The organism is Picosynechococcus sp. PCC 8807 (assembly GCF_001693295.1).
Lineage (GTDB): Bacteria > Cyanobacteriota > Cyanobacteriia > Cyanobacteriales > MRBY01 > MRBY01.
This window is the reverse complement of sequence record NZ_CP016483.1, coordinates 2,117,223-2,135,304: the sequence shown is the minus strand read 5'-3', so window position 1 is coordinate 2,135,304 and position 18,082 is coordinate 2,117,223. Positions and strand designations below refer to the sequence as shown.

14 protein-coding genes are annotated in these 18,082 nt (G+C 49.5%); 4 read left to right on the top strand and 10 right to left on the bottom strand.

What is annotated here, in order from left to right:
* Positions 1–9: 9 nt before the first annotated feature.
* From AWQ24_RS10385 to AWQ24_RS10360, 5 genes are all read right to left on the bottom strand, one after another.
* A complete protein-coding gene (locus AWQ24_RS10385) occupies positions 10–648 on the bottom strand; it encodes a hypothetical protein (protein ID WP_012307634.1) in 639 nt (212 codons plus the stop codon).
* 96 nt (positions 649–744) lie between these two features.
* Positions 745–2,085, bottom strand: coding sequence for a bifunctional diguanylate cyclase/phosphodiesterase (locus AWQ24_RS10380; protein WP_065716772.1), 1,341 nt, complete (start codon positions 2,083–2,085; stop codon positions 745–747).
* A gap of 564 nt (positions 2,086–2,649) precedes the next feature.
* Positions 2,650–3,762 carry a hypothetical protein gene (locus tag AWQ24_RS10370; protein WP_065716771.1) on the bottom strand — a complete coding sequence of 371 codons (1,113 nt, stop codon included), beginning with the start codon at positions 3,760–3,762 and terminating at the stop codon, positions 2,650–2,652.
* A 107-nt stretch (positions 3,763–3,869) separates the two neighbouring features.
* Positions 3,870–4,709 (bottom strand): mannosyl-3-phosphoglycerate phosphatase, encoded by an 840-nt coding sequence (locus AWQ24_RS10365; RefSeq protein WP_065716770.1) that lies wholly within the window; start codon positions 4,707–4,709, stop codon positions 3,870–3,872.
* The gene (locus AWQ24_RS10360) at positions 4,690–6,444 is read right to left on the bottom strand and encodes a sugar phosphorylase (protein WP_065716769.1); all 1,755 of its coding nucleotides are present in this window, start codon (positions 6,442–6,444) and stop codon (positions 4,690–4,692) included. Before AWQ24_RS10360 ends, AWQ24_RS10365 begins: the two co-directional genes overlap by 20 nt.
* Positions 6,445–6,757: 313 nt before the next feature.
* Between AWQ24_RS10360 and AWQ24_RS10355 the strand changes: the two genes are divergently transcribed.
* From AWQ24_RS10355 to AWQ24_RS10340, 4 genes are all read left to right on the top strand, one after another.
* On the top strand, positions 6,758–8,014 hold the full coding sequence (locus tag AWQ24_RS10355; RefSeq protein WP_065716768.1) for a glucosyl-3-phosphoglycerate synthase: 1,257 nt from the start codon (positions 6,758–6,760) through the stop codon (positions 8,012–8,014).
* A gap of 106 nt (positions 8,015–8,120) precedes the next feature.
* Complete coding sequence (locus AWQ24_RS10350; RefSeq protein ID WP_012307629.1) at positions 8,121–8,516, top strand: hypothetical protein; 396 nt, start codon at positions 8,121–8,123, stop codon at positions 8,514–8,516.
* Entirely contained in the window at positions 8,503–10,296 is a 1,794-nt protein-coding gene (locus AWQ24_RS10345; protein ID WP_065716767.1) for an ABC transporter substrate-binding protein, read from the top strand. Before AWQ24_RS10350 ends, AWQ24_RS10345 begins: the two co-directional genes overlap by 14 nt.
* Positions 10,297–10,302: 6 nt before the next feature.
* Entirely contained in the window at positions 10,303–11,694 is a 1,392-nt protein-coding gene (locus tag AWQ24_RS10340) for a TldD/PmbA family protein (RefSeq protein ID WP_157096856.1), read from the top strand.
* A gap of 61 nt (positions 11,695–11,755) precedes the next feature.
* Here the strand turns inward: AWQ24_RS10340 and AWQ24_RS10335 are convergent, their stop codons facing one another.
* From AWQ24_RS10335 to rpoD, 5 genes are all read right to left on the bottom strand, one after another.
* Positions 11,756–12,403, bottom strand: a complete 648-nt coding sequence (locus tag AWQ24_RS10335; RefSeq protein WP_065716766.1) for a DUF4145 domain-containing protein — start codon at positions 12,401–12,403, stop codon at positions 11,756–11,758.
* Positions 12,404–12,497: 94 nt separating this feature from the next.
* A complete protein-coding gene (locus AWQ24_RS10330) occupies positions 12,498–13,136 on the bottom strand; it encodes a Vat family streptogramin A O-acetyltransferase (RefSeq protein WP_315862331.1) in 639 nt (212 codons plus the stop codon).
* 113 nt (positions 13,137–13,249) lie between these two features.
* Positions 13,250–13,630 (bottom strand): DUF423 domain-containing protein, encoded by a 381-nt coding sequence (locus tag AWQ24_RS10325; protein ID WP_065716765.1) that lies wholly within the window; start codon positions 13,628–13,630, stop codon positions 13,250–13,252.
* A gap of 9 nt (positions 13,631–13,639) precedes the next feature.
* Entirely contained in the window at positions 13,640–16,387 is a 2,748-nt protein-coding gene (locus AWQ24_RS10320; RefSeq protein WP_065716764.1) for a bifunctional acetate--CoA ligase family protein/GNAT family N-acetyltransferase, read from the bottom strand.
* A gap of 180 nt (positions 16,388–16,567) precedes the next feature.
* On the bottom strand, positions 16,568–17,695 hold the full coding sequence (gene rpoD / locus AWQ24_RS10315; protein ID WP_012307623.1) for an RNA polymerase sigma factor RpoD: 1,128 nt from the start codon (positions 17,693–17,695) through the stop codon (positions 16,568–16,570).
* Positions 17,696–18,082 lie beyond the last annotated feature (387 nt).

Below are 18,082 nucleotides of genomic sequence, written 5' to 3'. Positions count from 1 at the left end.
GTTTCAGAATTATTCTTGACGCTGGGTTGATTGGGGTCGGCCAGGGGCATAGGCGATCGCCGCAAGGGCAGCCTGGGAACCGGCAATAATGTCCCGTTCTTCACCCCCAAGATAGACCCGGCCAAAACTCCCCACCGCCGTCACCTGCAAAATATTAATCTGGGCATATTTTTCCGCCTCATTAGCTGCGAGGGCAGCATAGGCTGCGGGTTGTACTTCTAGGACATAGAGGGTTTGGCCCGCCAGCAACATTTGCCCCCGTCGATTTCGGTTTACCAATTGGGCCTGGTGGGCATCAATATTACGAATAATTTGGCTCGAGACCACCTCCGGTTTGAGGCAATCCTTAGCCGTTACCCCAAGGGAATCGAGGATTGCTTGGCCCGCAGCTTTCGTTTCCCCTTGGCGGGGCGAGTGAATTTCGAGTAACCCATACAAACGTTCAACGAATTGTACCCCTGGGCGCACGGAAGTGGATTTGAGGGCCACATCGGTGATGCGGTTGATTTCAATGCCTGGGGACACTTCAATCCAGAGGGATGAGTCTCCTGGTAAAGGTAGAAATCCAAGGGCGACTGTACCAATGTAGGATGCGTGTTGCGGTTGCAGGCTATCGAGATAAACATAGCTGCGCAGTTCAATGCCCAAGATTGTCTCCCTGTATTGTCTGGGTTTACTGGGTTAAAAGTTTACCCCACTTCCGGATCCTACTGGGATGTCTTGGGCTAGGTTTTTTTGGCAAATTTAGGCTGCTAGGATTAAGCTTTTGTCGTTTTGAAATAGACGCTCGAAGGCATTAACCATGAAGGGCGATCGCTCAAATTCAGCAGCTTGGATCGGGCGACTGAAAACAAAACCTTGGATCTCGTCACAGTTAAACTGCCGGAGGAACTCGAGCTCTTCTTGGCTTTCGACCCCTTCAGCGATGACTTTAAGGTTTAGTTTGTGGGCCATGCCGATGATTGCCTTGATGATGATGGCATTGGCGGGATTATTTTGCACTTGACGGATAAAAGAACGATCAATCTTTACGGTATCAAAGCAGGCATGTTGCAGGTAACTCAACCCAGAGTAGCCGGTACCAAAGTCATCGAGGGAGATTTGGACCCCCAGGGTTTTGAGGGCCTTAAGACGACGAATGGAGGCATCCCCTTGGCTGACGAGGGTGCTTTCGGTGAGTTCGAGTTCCACATCCTGGGGCTGGAGCTGATGGTCAATGAGGATTTGACTCAGGCGCTGGTGTAGATCTAGCTGAGTGAATTGGCGGGCCGAGAGATTGATGGACATGGTGAAGTCCTGGAGTCCGGCTGCTTTCCATTGACGGAGCTGCCGGCAGGCTTTGTGAAAGACGAGATCCCCAATGGGAATAATCAAACCCGTTTCTTCGGCCAGGGGAATGAATTGTTTAGGAGAAATCAAACCATGGTCGGGGTGAAACCAGCGCAATAGGCCTTCCGCCCCGGTGAGCTGCCCGGTTTGGATATTGATCTTGGGTTGATAAATGACTTCGAGTTGATCCCTGGCGATCGCCTTCCGCAGTTCCGTTTCTAAAGATGTAAAATTCGACCGGCCCACATTAAAGGCCATGGAGTAGAACAGGGACTGGTTGCCGCCCTGCTGACTCACCCGGAGCATCGCGATATGGGCGTTTTTGAGGAGGGTATCGAGGTCAAAGCCATCCCTCGCATAGACCGCCATGCCGATACTGGCGTTGATAAAAGTTTCCTGGTCATTGGCTAGGGGGAAAGTCTGGGAAAAAATTTGGAGAATTGCCTGGGCAACGTCGGCGATCGCCTGCTTATTCGGTAGCGGATTGAGGACGATGCAAAATTCAAAACTATTGAGGTGAAATAATCTGCCATAACGGCTGACCAACTCATTTAAACGTTCAGTCGCTTGGGCGAAAAGATGATTCGCGACTTCATGGCCGAAATTAGCATTTACCCGTTGGAACCGATCAAAAACAAGACAAAATACACCGATTAAGGATTCGCCATCATGCTCTCGACTGACGGATTGAAAAAACGTTTTTAGATTATTAGTTTGACTAGATAAATGGGCGGCAGCAGGCTTGATTTTTGTCATTTTTTTAGTCCACTGGCTAGTTGAAACAGGCTTTGGGAGACAGTTATTATTGAAACGAATGGAGCGAGGACTGAAAGTAGTATGGCAAAGATAATGTTGATGTGATTTCCTCTATTGAGCCATCTTTTTTGAGTAAAAAACGTATTGAAAACAACAATAACACTATCTGGATGCAAAAAAAGAATCGAAGTGATTGCTTTGCAGAACCTAGAAGCTAGGAGTAGCATCTATTTATGATGAAGGGTCAAGATTAATTTTTTACTAAGAAAGTCTAAATTTCATACCAAATAATTACTTTATTATCGCTTTCTGCAACATCCATTCCAAAAGAATATTGACAAATCTTGGAAAATATTTGGTTCAAAGACAAGTTGTATTGGAGGGATTGCCATGACCATACAATCACTTAATACCGATGAAATAAACTGAATGGAAATTCAATTAAGAGAGTTGATTCTGTTCTTCTATTTAGGGAATATTTTGTTTGAGTTTTGATTGTATTACTATGTAGCTTTATAGCAGGGCACAATAGGCGATCGCCCACGCGTCATCATTATTAATGGCTTAACTTTCAATAGGCTGCCATTGGGGAGAACGACCAAATAGCAGAAAAATGGCGGTATCGGCGAGAGAGGAGGCTGGGTAAACTCGCTTGGTCATCAAAAAAATGAAGCTTAAATAAATGGCGATCGCCCCACAAAATACACAAAATAACGGCAAGCTGAGGAGCCCAGCCTGGAGTAAGCAGGCAAAAATTCCGACCCGCATTAACAGATCCCAGAGGGTACTGGCACACCAAATCCGGTCTTTCCCGGCAATGAGGAGAGTGCCGGAGCGGGACAACATCAACAAATTCCCCACCACAAACAGCACTTGGGTTGTGAGGGAGAGAGCCGCCAGATCATCGGGATAAATTAAGCAGTTCACAAACTGAGCCAGGGAGTTAAACATAAACAACAGATTTGCCGTCCAGCCCGCCAAACCGCGCCAGCCCCGCCGCAGCCAGCTTTTCAGCCAAGTGCTCTGGGCCATTACCCCCCGTCGCCAGCGGTTTTGGTATTGAAAAAAGTTGGGTAGGCTTACGGTTTGCCGTTGAATTAGTTGCACCATCAAGCCACTCAAGAGGAATGCCGCTCCAAGGCCTCCTGGCCATTCTGGGAGGTTCGGTAAAAAAGCATCGTGGAGTTGGAGCACAACCAATGCGGGGAGCAGAGCAATGCCGAGCCACTGTAAAATGCGTCGCCATTGGGGCCAAAATTGCGCCTGCCAACTGGGGCGATCGCCAACGAAAAAATGGCCGTAGTTCAGCACCATCCCCACCACCAAAAATAGGGTCGCTGGCCAAAATAACCACCCCGGAATGAAACCCACCTGAAACAGTTGAAAGATCACAATGTCGGCGGTGACAATCCCTACCGCTTGGACGGTGGTGCCCCAAAATTCCCGTTGCCCGGCAAGGAAATTCATCAACAACAAATTACCTAAAATCCCGGCCGCATAACCGCCCACGGGAATCACCCCCAGGGTGGCGATCGCCGCTGGATTTCCCGTACCAATGACGGCGGCATTGCTGATCACCTGGGGAAACTGGAGGGGTAAAAAGGCCAAAATTGAGAGACTCACCAGGAATTGATTCCAGCGGTCCCAACTGGTCAGTTGCTTCAAAAAGAAAAACATAGGCGGTGCTTGGGCGATGTCCGGGAATAGCCTAACAAATGGTTGGCGATCGCCTAATCAGAAAAAATGATGATTTTTTGCTGAATTGTTGAAGAATCCAAGTCGCGCTAGTCAAACGAAATCTCAAGTTGAGCGGTTACGGCCCTGGCCCATCCTTTTGCACCGGGTTCTGGAGCGACGAGCCAGCCTTTTGTTTCAATCTGGGACACGAGTTTGGGATTAACCCCTTGAGGCCCCGGCACGGCGATCGCCACATCCACAGCTTCTAGTAAAGACAAATCATTGGGACTATCCCCCAGGCCGAGGGTTTTGATCGGTGCTTGATCGGGATGAGCTTGTTGCCACGCCTGCTGGAGGAGTTGCACAGCCCGTCCTTTGCCAGCACCTGCACCTAGGAGATGACAGAAACGATTGCCCACCAGGATTTGTAGGCCAGCTTTTGTCGCTAAAAATTCCAACTGTGCTAAATCCGTCTGGGGTCGCAAAAACGGTTCACTAAATTGGCGATCGCCCGCCTGTTTTAACGCCGCTAAGGGTAGTTGCGTAAGATCCTGCAAGGCTGCCAGACTCAAATCCCCAAACCCCGTTAACGGTTCCCCGATCTGTTGGGCCAAATGCTGGAGGGATTGTCGCGCTTGGGCGTAAGCAATGCCGAGGGTAATAGTGGTTAGGGTTGCCTCGGTTGCCATCTCCAGATCCAATGCCGAAAAATCAAAGCGTGGATCGTCAGATTCTAGGAAAATGCCGCTGCCATTCTCCACAATGAATGGATCTTTTAACCCAAGGGCTTCCCGCAGTTCCAGCACTTCAGCTTTTGTTTTGCTGGTGGTGGGAATAACCGGAATTCCTAATTTTTTTAAGGTCTGGATCGTCGGTATCGCCGCATCGTAACGATAGTCATCATGGTTGAGGAGGGTGCCGTCGAGGTCAGTGAAGCAGAGGAACATTGGTAATCCACGCAGTTTGATAGGGGGCTAGGGAAATGTCCGTTGTGCCTTCTTCTAACACAACTTCATCTAATAAATCCTGCCAGTCATCGGTGCAAATCAGGTTTAAGCTGGCCACCGGGATGGTTGTCGGGCGATCGCCTAGGTTAAATAAACAGAAAATACTCTGGCGGCGATCGCGGCTCTGACGCCAAAACCCAAAGACTGCCGGACTCTGGAAATCAAGGGTGTATTGGGTTGCGTTGGGATGAAATGCCGGCTGCTGGCGGCGGATCCGGATGAGTTTTGTCAGTTCTTGCAACACCCAGGCTTGGTCAGAATCAGGGTCAGCGAGCTTTTGCTGGAGTCGGTCATAGTCCCATTGGTGACGGTTAATGCTGCGGTTATGGTTTGTCATCGCCACCTTGGCGTCATCATTGGGGGTCGCCAAAAAACTATGGATATAGAAAGCGGGCACTCCCTCTAAGGACATCATGATCGCCTGGGAACAGAGAAATCTTTGCCGCTGCCAAGGATCGGGGCCTGTAACTGTGCCTTTGAGGGCATCGAACAAAGAAATATTCAGTTCATAGGGTTTTTCGGTGCCATTGGGCAAACTACGGTAGCTAATTCTGGCCCCAAAATCGGCCATGGTTTGGATCAATTGATCGAATTCTTTGCCTTCTAGCAGACCTTCAGCGGGGCGGAGGCCAATGCCATCGTGGGAGGCGGTGAAATTAAAGTAGGCGCAACCATCCTGGGCCGGGGGCATACTTTTCATCCAGGTTTTGAGGTGCCGGGCTTCGCCCCGAATCAGCGCATTGAGGAGTAGGGGCGGCAGGCTGAAATTGTAGATCATGTGGGCCTCGTTGCCCTTGCCGAAATAGCTGAGGTTTTCCCGGTTGGGGACGTTGGTTTCGGTAATTACCACGGTGCGTGGGTAGGTGACAGCAAGGATTTCCCGGATCAATTGGATTACCAGATGGGTTTCCCGCAGGTGAATGCAGGCGGTTTGTAATTTTTTCCAAAGAAAGCCCACCGCATCGAGACGAATAAAGCGGATGCCGTGCTGACAGTAGCCCAAGAGGATATCGATAAATTCAAAAAGGACGTCGGGGTTCGCGAAGTTGACATCTACTTGATCGCGGCTAAAGGTGGTCCACACGTGGCGATCGCCTTTTATCGTGGCAAATTGACTCAGGAGCGGGCTACTGCGGGGGCGCACCACTAACTGGGTATCGGTATCTGGGGGCACCTCAATAAAATAGTCACAACCGGGTTTTTCTTGGGCGAGGAATTGCCGAAACCAGTCTGATTCGCTGGAGACATGGTTGATCACGAGATCGGCCATCACTTCAAATTCTTTGGCGATCGCCTCGATATCTTGCCAACTGCCCAACTGCGGATTGACCTGGCGGTAATCAATTACCGCAAAGCCATCATCGGAACTGTAGGGAAAAAACGGCAGAATATGCACACCGCTAATCACTCCCTGGAGCCGTTCCCGCAGAAAAGTCAAAAGTACCTGGAGGGGGTTGGGGCCATTGTCAGTATTGGGTTGGTACAGGCTATCCCCGTAGGTAATCATCAGGGCCGTGCTTTGATCCCATAACTCTTCATTTTTCGTCGCCGTCACATGGGGCGCAAGTACCTGCTCCAAACGCGCAACTAATGCTGCAGGCGGATGATCAGGATATAGGGTCGCAAAAAATTCATCAAGGCGATCGCCAAGACCTGCAATCTGGGGAATGGTCATAGGAGTAACAGGAAAAACACGCTAATTTCACTCATCGGGGACAAGCCCACGTCGCTTTTTTAAACCCCAGAGTCTCGTGATTACAGGATCAACAGACATCATTTTTAAAAACTCGCTTGATCTGTTTTTTCAGTATTTTCTTGGGGCGAAAAAACGGCTGACTCATCCTTTATTCAAGTTAAATCTCAGCCTATCAACAAATGCGGATGACATTGTAGTGATTTTTACGTCGCTTTAGATACGGCCAACCCCCAAAAATTGGGTTACTTTAAAGGCAAATTTTAAGATTTTCTTTTTATTTAGGTGACTAGCAATGGACTTTTGCCAAGAATTCATCACCACCATCCATGATCTTGATGCCGATCTGGACTACCTCGAAAAACGCCTGATGAATCTTCGTGAAATTTGCCCCATGGCGTTACTCATTCCCTCACTTTATGAAGAACTTCAACGGCCTGCCCTCACTCGGATCAAAGAGCATTTAAAAGGCTGTGCCTACATCAAGACCATCAATGTTTGTCTCCACGCCGAAACCGTCGAACAGTATCACCATGCCGTGACGTTTTTTCGTGAATTGCCCCAAAAAGTCAACGTCATTTGGACGAATGGAGCCCGAATTCGCGGCATTTTAGAAAAGCTCGCCCAGCAAAATCTCAATCTCCTTGACTACATGGGCAAGGGCTGGGCGGTGTGGCTGGGCCTTGGTCTGGCGTCCCTAGATGCCCGGGCGATCGCCCTCCATGATGCCGACATTGTCACCTTTGACCGTTCCCTGGTGGCCAAGCTGTTCTATCCCATCGTGGAGCCAGAATTCGGCATTGCCTACAACAAAGCCTATTACACCCGTCTCGGCCTCGAAAACCGAGCGATGAATGGCCGGGTTGTGCGCCTCTTCGTTGCGCCTCTGTTGGCAACCCTCGAAGATGTCCTGGGACGCAATGCCTATCTCCACTACCTCAAATCCTACCGCTATCCCCTCGCCGGCGAATTTGCCATGACCGCTGATTTGGCCTTAAATCTGCGCGTTCCCTGTGACTGGGGTATTGAGGTGGGGCTATTGGCAGAAGTTTATCGCAATGTAGCGCCGAAACGGGTGGCCCAGGTGGATCTGGGGTTCTTTGACCACAAACACAAAGCCGTGGGCAACAATCCCCAGGAAGGGCTACAGAAAATGTGTACCGAAATTTTGTCCTCTATTCTGCGCACCCTGACAGAAACAGAGTCAATTGTTTTCTCTGAAGGGCACCAAATCGCACTCCAAGTGAAGTTCCGCCGCGTGGCCCAGGATATGATCCGTCAATATTTTGTCGATGCGACCTGTAACGGTATTCCTTATGATCGCCACCGGGAGGAAATGACCGTCGAAAGCTTTGAACAGATCATTCCTTTAGCCTTTGATAAATATATGCACGAGCCGGCTGTGTACCGCATTCCAGACTGGACAAGGGCCTTGGCTGTGATGCCTGACCTCCGGGAGCAACTGATGGCAGCGGTGGAAGCGGATATGGCAGAGGTGCAGTTAGAGGCGACGATGCAGCGCTCGGAAATTCCCCCTTTGGAGATGGTTTAACTCCCTAAGGCGATCGCCATTGCCGCAACAGATGATGGGGGGAGGATGCCGAAGGCCACCACAATCGATACAATCTTTAAACACAGTTGTCGCCCTTACTCCCCCTATGTTGCGTGAATTTTTCCCCTTTATTATTCCCATCGAAGCCAGCACGATCGCCGGCGCTTGCCTCTGGGCCTTTGCCCTCTACATTGGCATTGCTCCGTTGCGGGAAGGGATCTTGAATGGTCTGGAACGCTGGATGAATTGGGCCGAGCGATCGCTCTATTTTTCCGAAGAAGAATTTGAAAAGGACAAAGAAATTCGTGAATCCAAGAGTGCTTTTTCGGCCTCGCTCCTGAGCATTGTGCCTTTTTTATTATTTGGCGCAGGGTGTAATTTTGGGGTGGAGTGGAGCCTCGGCCACAGTTGGGCAATCAGTTTGGGGGTGATGGCCTGTGCTGGCTGTGGTGTGTATGAACTAGGGCGTTTAGATGGGGCGCAGCGCAATGAAGAAGAATAAAGTCTTGAAACTTTCTAAATTATTTCGGTTACAGCGGTTTTGGGCATTTGTGGCGGCGATCGCCTTTACCTTGACTTTGCCCTCTGTCCTCACCGCCTGTAATCCCCAAGCCAGTAACGCCACGGGGGCAGGGGACAACCAAATTGTGATCAGCGTCCTCAGTGACCCGAAAACCTTTAACCCGGCCCTCTCGGCAGAGTCCCCCAGTATTTTTGGCCTTACCTACGAAGGCTTAGTTTCAGAAAACCCCGTCACGGGGGAAACGGAGCCACGGCTTGCCGAATCCTGGGAATTTTCCGAAGACCAACTCAGCTTGACCTTTACCCTGCGGGACAATTTGCAATGGTCTGATGGAGAACCGCTCACCGTTGATGATGTGGTCTTTAGCTACAACCAGATTTATCTCAACGAAAAAATCCCCACCAATTCCCGTGATGGCCTCCGGGTGGGCGTTGCCGGAACCTTGCCGACGGTGGAAAAAGTAGGCGATCGCCAGGTGAAATTCACGATTACCGAGCCCTTTGCGCCTTTCCTCAACAATACGGCCCTGGAAATTTTGCCAGAACACGTCCTCCGCGAAAGCGTTGAGCAGACCGACAGCGAAGGCAATCCGCTCTTTTTGGGCACCTGGGGCGTCAGCACGCCTCCCCAAGACCTGGTTTCCAGCGGCCCCTACCAGTTAATTAACTATGCCGTGGGTCAGCGCTTAATTTTCCAGCCCAACCCCTACTACTGGCAAACCCCCAAGCCCTACGTGGAGCAAATCGTTTGGCAAATCGTCCCCAACACTGACACCACTTTGCTGCAATTTCGGTCTGGCGATTTAGATGTCACGGGGGTTAGTCCAGATTATTTTTCGCTCCTGAAACGGGAAGAAGACCGGGGTAAATTTACCATCTACAACGGCGGCGAAGCCTACGGCACCAGTTTCATTTCCTTTAACCTCAATACCGGGAAGCGGGACGGCAAACCCCTCGTCGATCCCATCAAGTCGAAATGGTTCAACAATCTAAAGTTTCGCCAGGCTGTGGCCTATGGCATTGATCGCCAGCGCATGGTGAACAATATTTACCGGGGCTTGGGGGAAGTGCAACATTCGCCGATTTCGGTGCAATCTCCTTTCTATAATGATCAAATAAAAACCTACGATTACGACCCAGACAGGGCCAAGGTGCTCCTCGAAGAAGCGGGCTTTTTCTACAACGCCCAGGGACAATTAATCGATGCCGACAATAATCCCGTGCGTTTTTCCTTGATTACCAATGCGGGCAACAAAATTCGCGAAGCAATGGCGACTCAAATTGAGCAGGATCTCGAAGCCCTGGGAATGCAGGTGGACTACAGCCCGATTGGTTTTAATATCCTCGTCGATAAGTTGAGCAACTCCCTCGATTGGGATTGTTTCTTGTTGGGCTTGACAGGAGGGAATGAACCCAATGGCGGCGCGAATGTGTGGTTCCCAGAGGGGAATTTGCATATGTTTAACCAAGCGGCGCGGCCAGGCACTACCCCCCTGACGGATCGGCTGATCAATGACTGGGAACAGGAAATTGCGGATCTCTACATCCAAGGGGCCCAGGAGCTGGATCTCGACAAACGCAAGGAGATTTATGCTAAAACCCAAGAACTTGCAGCGGAATATTTACCGTTTATCCATTTAGTGAACAATTATTCCCTCGCAGCGGTGCGTGACAAAATTGAAGGGGTACAACATTCGGCCCTGGGTGGCCCCCTCTGGAACCTAGAAGATTTAACGATTGCGGCTGAAATTAAGGAGTAAAGATCGATGACGACCCTCACCATGCAACAAATTACCGATGCCCTCAAGGGGGCGATCGCCACCCATCAAGAGGCTGTGGACTACCTAGAAATTCGGGTGCAGCAGAGTGAATCTACCAGTCTGGCCTTCCGGGGGGCGCAGTTCGACGGCAGTAACCGTAGTTTTGCCCTCGCCGGCGGGATTCGGGCCTGTCACCAGGGGGGTTGGAGTTTTGTCACGTTCAATGGCCTTGCCGAATTAGGCGATCGCGTCGCCGAAGCGGTTTCCCAGGCGAAACTTGTGGGCAAAGAATCTACCCAACTGGCTCCCAGTGGGGCCATCGAGGACTATGTACCGGTAGAGATTAAAACTGACCCCCGCACCATTTCCCTCAAGGAAAAACGGGATCTACTGGCGAAATATAACCAAATTTTGCTGGATTATGACCCCCGGATTCAAACGACGATGGCCAGCATTAGCGATAGTTTCGTCACCACCTACTTCGTCAATTCCAATGGCAGTTGTATCATCCAAGAACGCCTCGATGTCAACGGTAGATTTGGGGCGATCGCCAGGGGAGAAAATGGTGTCGTGCGCCAGGGCTTCGAATCAATTAATTCCCGCTGTGATTTCGATGCGCTCATTGGAATCGAAGACCGTGTTAAAGGCGCCGCAGAACGAGCGATCCGTCAACTAGAAGCCAAGCCCGTCAAAGGAGGTCAATACACCGTCGTCCTCGATCCTTACCTTGCAGGGGTCTTTATTCACGAAGCCTTTGGCCACCTATCTGAAGCCGATTTTGTCTACGAAAATCCCCGGATGCAGGAACTCCTGACCATCGGCAAACCCCTCGGCATTTCCCAACTAAATGTGATCGATGATGCCACCCTCCCTGATCTGCCCGGCACGATGAAATACGATGACGAAGGAGTGCCCGGCCAACGCAAATATTTAATCAAAGACGGTGTGCTCACCCAGCGACTCCACTCCCGTGAAACCGCAGGGAAAATGAGTGAAGCGCCCACAGGGAATGCCCGCGCCATTCAAGCTGGTTATCCGCCCCTGGTGCGCATGACCAATACGGCAATTGAACCCGGTGATACGCCCTTTGCAGAAATGATCCAAGATATCGACGAAGGAGTCTATGCGGTGCGGATGATCGGTGGTCAAACTAATGGGGAAATGTTTACCTTTGCGGCGGCGGAAGGCTACATGATCCGTGATGGTAAAATCGCCGAACCTGTCAGTGATGTCACCCTCTCTGGGAACGTCTTCCAAACCTTAAAGGACATTGAGGCGATCGGTAACAACACCCTCTATACCAACGGCGGCTGTGGTAAAGGTGGCCAAGGAGGTTTACCTGTCAGCGTTGGCGGCCCGCACTTGCGCATTAAAAATGTTGTCGTCGGTGGCCGTTAAATAGAATTTAAAATTTCAAGCTATCTGCAATCTGCGATGCCCTGCTTAAACATAGAGAAAATTAGCAGGGTTTTTTTCCAGTTTTAATTTGATTTGAAAGTTCAGGAATAATGTAGATTGTCTTAAGCATCACTTCTGCTATATCTAAAGCGGCAATCAATTCCCATGTTTTTGTAGATGTAATTTCATGTGCCGCACTATTTCCGAGAAAGCGATGACTGTGAAGAATTGAAGCTTGACTCTCTGACAGAATTCCAGTGGTAGCCAAACCATCAATACGCTCTTTAAGATTGCGAGCTTCAATGCCTTGGTCTTTACATATCGCTTCAATGAGCGCTCTTAAGCCAATTGCTGTTAGAACTGGCAACTGTGCATTCATTGCACCAATTATTTCTTGATAGATTGATCTGATTTTAATTGGTAACTTGTATAGATCATTTATTGCACTACGATGACTTTTGTCTTTTGGATAAGTTTTCCACCTGTAATTCAATTCACGTGTATGAAAATCAAAATCTCCTAGATCCCACTCGGCGATCGCATATGAATAGCTATCACATCCTGCACATTGACAAAAATAGTGGCTTTCGCCCCAGTAAAAATGATCTTCTGGAGGTGCATCTACATTACGTTGAGCAAGAACTTTATGATTTGTAGATTGTTTACAAGTACCGCAATAGATCTTTATTTTTTCTTTTTCTTGAGTCATACAAACTTTTTAAAGCGACATAATAAAAATGATAAACTATCTTTCTATAATTCAATGAAACAATTGTTGATTAGCAATTTATATAAAGATTTCGTTATTCACACTGGAGCAGAGCATCTAAATCCGCTGCGACAATTTTTTCTAAATTGCGGGTAATTTTCTCGATCTCCCAATCCCACCAAGCCACTGATAGTAAGGTTTTAATCACTTCATCGGTAAAGCGTTGTCGAATATATTTAGCAGGGTTGCCACCCACAATGGTGTAGGGAGGGACATCGTTAACCACGACTGATTTGGCAGCAATAATCGCACCATCCCCCACGTGTACACCGGGCATAATCACGGCTTCGTAGCCAATCCAAACATCATTGCCGATAATCGTATCGCCTTTATAGGGAAAGTCACTAGGTTGCAGAGCAAGTTTGTCCCAACCATTGCCGAAAATCTGAAATGGATAGGTGGAAAAACCATCGATTTTGTGGTTGCCCCCGTTCATGATGAACTTGACGCCCCGGGCCAAGGCGCAAAATTTACCGATGATTAGGCGATCGCCAATAAAGGGAAAGTGATACAAAACATTGCGCTCAAAGTTTTCTGAATCCTCCGGATCATCGTAGTAAGTGTAATCGCCGATGATGATATTCGGATTTGTCACCGTGTTGCGGATAAAACAAATCTGTGGGAATCCTGCCATGGGATGCGGATTATTGGGGTCGGCTCCATACACAGGCAGGTACTCCTATTGCTAAAAAATTCGTAGTTCCTTGAATCTTAGCGAGGAATTGAAAACGAAGTTACAGCAAATTCGCAAAATCTGTCCAAACTTAATCGCTTTGCCAAAATTCTTTAGCGGCTAAACTGCCAACCGGCGATCGCCAAACAGATCCAGCCAATCAAAAATGCCGCCCCACCGAGGGGCGTAATCGCCCCCAGGATTTTGACCCCACTTAAACTGAGGGCATAGAGGCTACCGGAAAAGAGCACAATCCCGACAATAAAGGCAATGCCAGCTCCATTAAGCCAACTTTGGGGGAGCGACCCCTGGACAGAAAATAGGCCCACCAGCAGTAAGGCGATCGCCTGATACATTTGGTATTTAGCGGCAGTTTCCCAAATATCAAGGGCATTGGCGTCGAGGGTTCCTTTAAGGCCATGGCTGGCAAAGGCACCAGCGGCGACGGCGAGACCAGCAAGGATGGGGGCAATAACTAAGAAAAAACGGGTCATAGTCTTTGTTTAATTGAGTTGTAGAGTCGCTTTAACCACTTCAAAGTTTTGGCGCTTGAGGGTAAAACCAGCTTTTTCTGAAACCCGCTGCATCCCTTTATTTTCTGAGAGAATGTCGGCGGTAATAGCAGTCAGCCCTTCATTGCGACCAATTTCCACCAGACGCCGGAGCAATTCGGTACCGAGTCCTTGGCGTTGGATCGGGTCACTGACAATCATCGCAAATTCTCCCTCCGTGGTGCCGTGGAGTTGACTCAAACGGGCCACAGCATAGACTTCTTTTTCGTGGGTATCAGGGTCGGTGTATTCGGCAACCAGCGCCATTTCCCGGTCGTAATCAATGAAACAGAGGCGGGTTAAACGTTCGTGGGCGATGCGACTTTGCAGGGTGACGAGGTGAAAATAACGGAAATAAACACTTTGTTCAGACAAAGTTTGGTGAAATTTGACGAGCATCGGTTCATCTTCGGGGCGGATCGGGCGAATCATAAACTCCCGTCCATCGGCGCTTGTCCAGGGTTTTTCGTATTGCAGCGGGTAGGGGCGAATGGCGGGTTTAGGTAAGTCTTTTTCGGCTAAGTCGAGGGGATGCAGCATAATCCGCGCATCGAGGGCAACAAGGCGATCGCCGGAGGCAAAGAGGGGATTAATGTCCATTTCTTTGATCCAGGGTTGTTCGACGATTAAACGGCTAAAACGGATTAAAATTTGCTCTAGTTCGTCTAAATTGACGGCTTTTCGACCCCTTACTCCCTTGAGGGCTTTATAAATTTTGGTTTGCTCCATCGTGCGGCGGGCAAGGGTACTATTTAGCGGCGGTAGGGCGATCGCCCGGTCTTGAAATACTTCCACGAGTTGTCCCCCTGTGCCAAAGACCATCACTGGCCCAAATTGCGCATCGATACTACTGCCGAGGATTAGTTCGTAACCATCCTTGAGGTTGAGCATCGGTTGTACCGTCACCCCGTGGAAATGCTCTGCGCCGACTTTTTCGGTGACGCTCTGGCGAATCCGTTCAAAGGCTCGTTCGACACTTGTGGCACTGTTTAAATTGAGTTCTACGCCGCCCACGTCGGTTTTATGGGTGATGGTGGTCGAGAGCAGTTTTAATACCACTGGATAACCTAATTCTGCCGCGAGGGCGATCGCCGCCTCTGGGGTACTGGCATTGCCCGTCAACACAATCGGGATTCCGTAGGCGGCTAAAACTTTTTTCGATTCTGATTCTGTGAGTAAGGTGCGACCCTCTGCGCGGATGGAGTCGAGGATCACCTTCACATTGTGGCGATCAATAATCCCGTCGGTATCGGGGGCGAGGGTCGGCGTTTCGTAAATGCCTTCGAGGGTATATTTATAGCGCCACAACAATTGAAATAAATAGGCGGCGGAATCGGGATAACGGTAGGTGGGCACTTGGGAGCGATTTAAAAACAGTTCCCCCTCGGTCACTTCGTTGCCCCCCATCCAACTGGCAAGGACAGGTTTATCTGTTTTTTCGACACATTTTTGTAAGGCGATCGCCGTGGCGGTGGGGTCAGTCATTGCTTGGGGGGTCAGGATCACCAAAAATCCGGCACTGTTCGGGTCAGCGATCGCCACATCGAGGGTTTTGGCATAGCGTTCCGGTTCCGCGTCCCCCAAAATATCGATCGGGTTACTATTGCTCCAATGGCTCGGCAAAAATTCATCCAAGGCGGCGATCGTTTCGGGGGCTAATTCCGACAGTTCTCCTCCCCGCTGAATAATCGCATCGGTCGCTAAAACTCCCGGCCCCCCCGCATTGGTGATAATCGTTAGTTTCGGTTTTTTCGGTAAGCGGGGCTGTTTCGCGAGAATTTCCGCCAAATTAAACAATTCTGAAATGCGATCCACCCGCAGCACCCCGCAGCGTCGAAATGCCGCATCTAACACCGCATCACTCCCCGCCAAGGAACCCGTATGGGAAGCTGAAGCTTTTGCCGCCGCCTCCGTCCGTCCCGCCTTAATCACAATAATCGGCTTGGCGATCGCCACCTCCCGCGCCGCCGAAAGGAACGACCGGGCATCCCCCACCGACTCCATATAAATCACAATGCTTTTCGTGTTCGGGTCATCACCGAGGTAGGTGATCAAATCACCCCAATTCACGTCCAGCATCGACCCCAGCGAAATAAAGGCACTAAAGCCCACATTCTCCGGAAAACTCCAGTCCAACACCGCCGTACAAAACGCCCCACTCTGACTGATAAACCCCACATGACCCGGTTGCGCCATTGCGTGGGCAAAGGTGGCATTTAACCCACTATGGGGATTCATTAATCCCAAACAGTTCGGCCCAATAATCCGCAACTTCCCAGTGGCGATCGCCATAATTTCTTTTTCCAGCGCCTTCCCTTCCTCACCAATCTCCTTAAACCCCGCCGAGATAATAATCGCCGCCTTCACCCCCACGTCAACACACTCGCGCACCACTGCCGGGACTAACCGCGCCGGAATCGCAATCACCGCCAACTCCACCGCCTCAGGCACTTCCGCAATACTTTTATAGGCTTTGACCCCCAACACACTATTGCGCTTCGGGTTCACCGGATAGACCGTCCCCCCAAAGGGATGACTAATCAAATTCCAGAGCAACGTCCGCCCCACGCTACCCTCTTTGTCCGTGGCACCAATGACAGCAACAGATTTGGGATTAAAAAAATAACTGAGGGGTTGTTTTTCCGAGCGAAGAATATCGTATGCCGGATCAATCGTGATCGTCAGGGGAGAGCTTGCCATGGGAACTCGCTAAACTGCTGTTGCCGCTATGCTACTGTGAACCATCTAAATTTTTACGGTTTTTTTACAGAATATTTCTCCGGGAAAATTGAGCAATAAAAAACCCCACCGGCTGGCAAGGTAATTCTAAAATTTTATGTTCTCAGTATTCAGCTTTTAAAGATTGAGGCTGAATATGGCCTAGCGGATATATTCTTTCAGGATGCTGTTGCGGTTCGGGTGACGCAGTTTACGCAGCGCTTTTGCTTCGATCTGACGAATCCGTTCACGGGTTACGTTAAAAATTTGGCCAATTTCTTCGAGGGTTTTCATGCGGCCATCATCCAAGCCATAACGGAGACGGAGGACATCACGCTCACGGGCACTGAGGGTATCAAGTACATTTTCAAGATCTTCCCGCAGCAAGCTCTTGGAGACTTGATCTTCTGGAGTTTCCCCATCGGCTTCGATAAAGTCACCCAAGCGAGAATCTTCTTCTTTACCAATCGGTGTTTCGAGGGAGATCGGTAACTGGGCAGATTTAGCGATGAAGCGCAGTTTCTCGATGGTCATCTCCATGCGCTCAGCAATCTCTTCCTCGGTGGGTTTGCGGCCCAATTCTTGGGAAAGAATCTTGGTGGTTTTTTTGATGCGGGAAATGGTTTCGTAGAGGTGAACAGGCAGACGAATGGTCCGGGATTGATCGGCGATCGCCCGCGTAATGGCCTGACGAATCCACCAGGTCGCGTAGGTAGAAAACTTATAACCTTTTTCGTGGTCAAACTTTTCGGCGGCACGGATCAGACCCAAAGAACCCTCTTGAATCAAGTCCTGAAACGAAAGGCCGCGGTTCATATATTTTTTCGCAATAGAGACCACCAGACGGAGGTTTGATTGCACCATTTTGTCTTTGGCACGGCGACCATGGAACAAGCGACGCCGAAAATCTTTGAGGGGCATCCCAGCGGCTTCGGCCCACTCTTTGTCCGTAGGAACGCGAGACTCATGCTCGGTGAGTTGTTCCCGCATCCGCTCTAGTTCGAGCAAATCAGCAATTTTCCGGGCCAGTTCAATTTCTTCTTCAGCCCGCAGCAGACGAATCCGGCCAATTTCTTGGAGGTAAATCCGAATCGAGTCTTCGGTGTAGGGTTTTTTCTTGGTGGCAGTTTCCTTACGACGACTGGTTTTTGCTTTCCGACTTTTTTTCGTGGGGAGGGTAAGTTCTACATAGTCGGTACCTTCTTTAATTTGCGCTTCCGCAAGGGCACTGTAATCAATATCACCCTCATTCCGAGTCTGATCCAGTACGGGGTTCGTCGCTTGGGTCATGCCTATTTCCTCTTGTTCGTTTAAAAAAGCAACTAAATGGACATTCAATGGAGACTTCTAGCAAACAGAATAATTCTGTCGAAGTCGAGGTTTTCCCTACCAAAGGCTATGTTTGATAGAAAAAAACTGTGGGTTTTGATTGTACTAGTAGATGGGAACTTTCCTGCTACCTTTTGGGGGTTTTATTCCGTCTCTAAAACTAGTCAAAATCTGTAATGAGCTTCTCCGACGAGATAGCTTGGAGCAAATCCTTAGCCATTTTAGTGAATTTGTCTTTTATTGCCCACATGGTTATAGCAAAATCTGTAAACTTCGCCCACCCATAGGTTTTTTGTTAAGTACAAATATTCTAGTGCCCAAGTAAAGCGACTGATGGATGGCGATCGC

Coding starts and splice junctions, on each gene's coding strand:
- AWQ24_RS10335 (WP_065716766.1), bottom strand. CDS start 12,403: ATGACTCAAGAAAAAGAAAAAATAAAGATCTATTGCGGTACTTGTAAA.
- AWQ24_RS10325 (WP_065716765.1), bottom strand. CDS start 13,630: ATGACCCGTTTTTTCTTAGTTATTGCCCCCATCCTTGCTGGTCTCGCC.
- AWQ24_RS10365 (WP_065716770.1), bottom strand. CDS start 4,709: ATGTTCCTCTGCTTCACTGACCTCGACGGCACCCTCCTCAACCATGAT.
- AWQ24_RS10370 (WP_065716771.1), bottom strand. CDS start 3,762: ATGTTTTTCTTTTTGAAGCAACTGACCAGTTGGGACCGCTGGAATCAA.
- AWQ24_RS10340 (WP_157096856.1), top strand. CDS start 10,303: ATGACGACCCTCACCATGCAACAAATTACCGATGCCCTCAAGGGGGCG.
- AWQ24_RS10360 (WP_065716769.1), bottom strand. CDS start 6,444: ATGACCATTCCCCAGATTGCAGGTCTTGGCGATCGCCTTGATGAATTT.
- AWQ24_RS10345 (WP_065716767.1), top strand. CDS start 8,503: ATGAAGAAGAATAAAGTCTTGAAACTTTCTAAATTATTTCGGTTACAG.
- AWQ24_RS10320 (WP_065716764.1), bottom strand. CDS start 16,387: ATGGCAAGCTCTCCCCTGACGATCACGATTGATCCGGCATACGATATT.
- AWQ24_RS10380 (WP_065716772.1), bottom strand. CDS start 2,085: ATGACAAAAATCAAGCCTGCTGCCGCCCATTTATCTAGTCAAACTAAT.
- AWQ24_RS10355 (WP_065716768.1), top strand. CDS start 6,758: ATGGACTTTTGCCAAGAATTCATCACCACCATCCATGATCTTGATGCC.
- AWQ24_RS10350 (WP_012307629.1), top strand. CDS start 8,121: ATGTTGCGTGAATTTTTCCCCTTTATTATTCCCATCGAAGCCAGCACG.
- rpoD (WP_012307623.1), bottom strand. CDS start 17,695: ATGACCCAAGCGACGAACCCCGTACTGGATCAGACTCGGAATGAGGGT.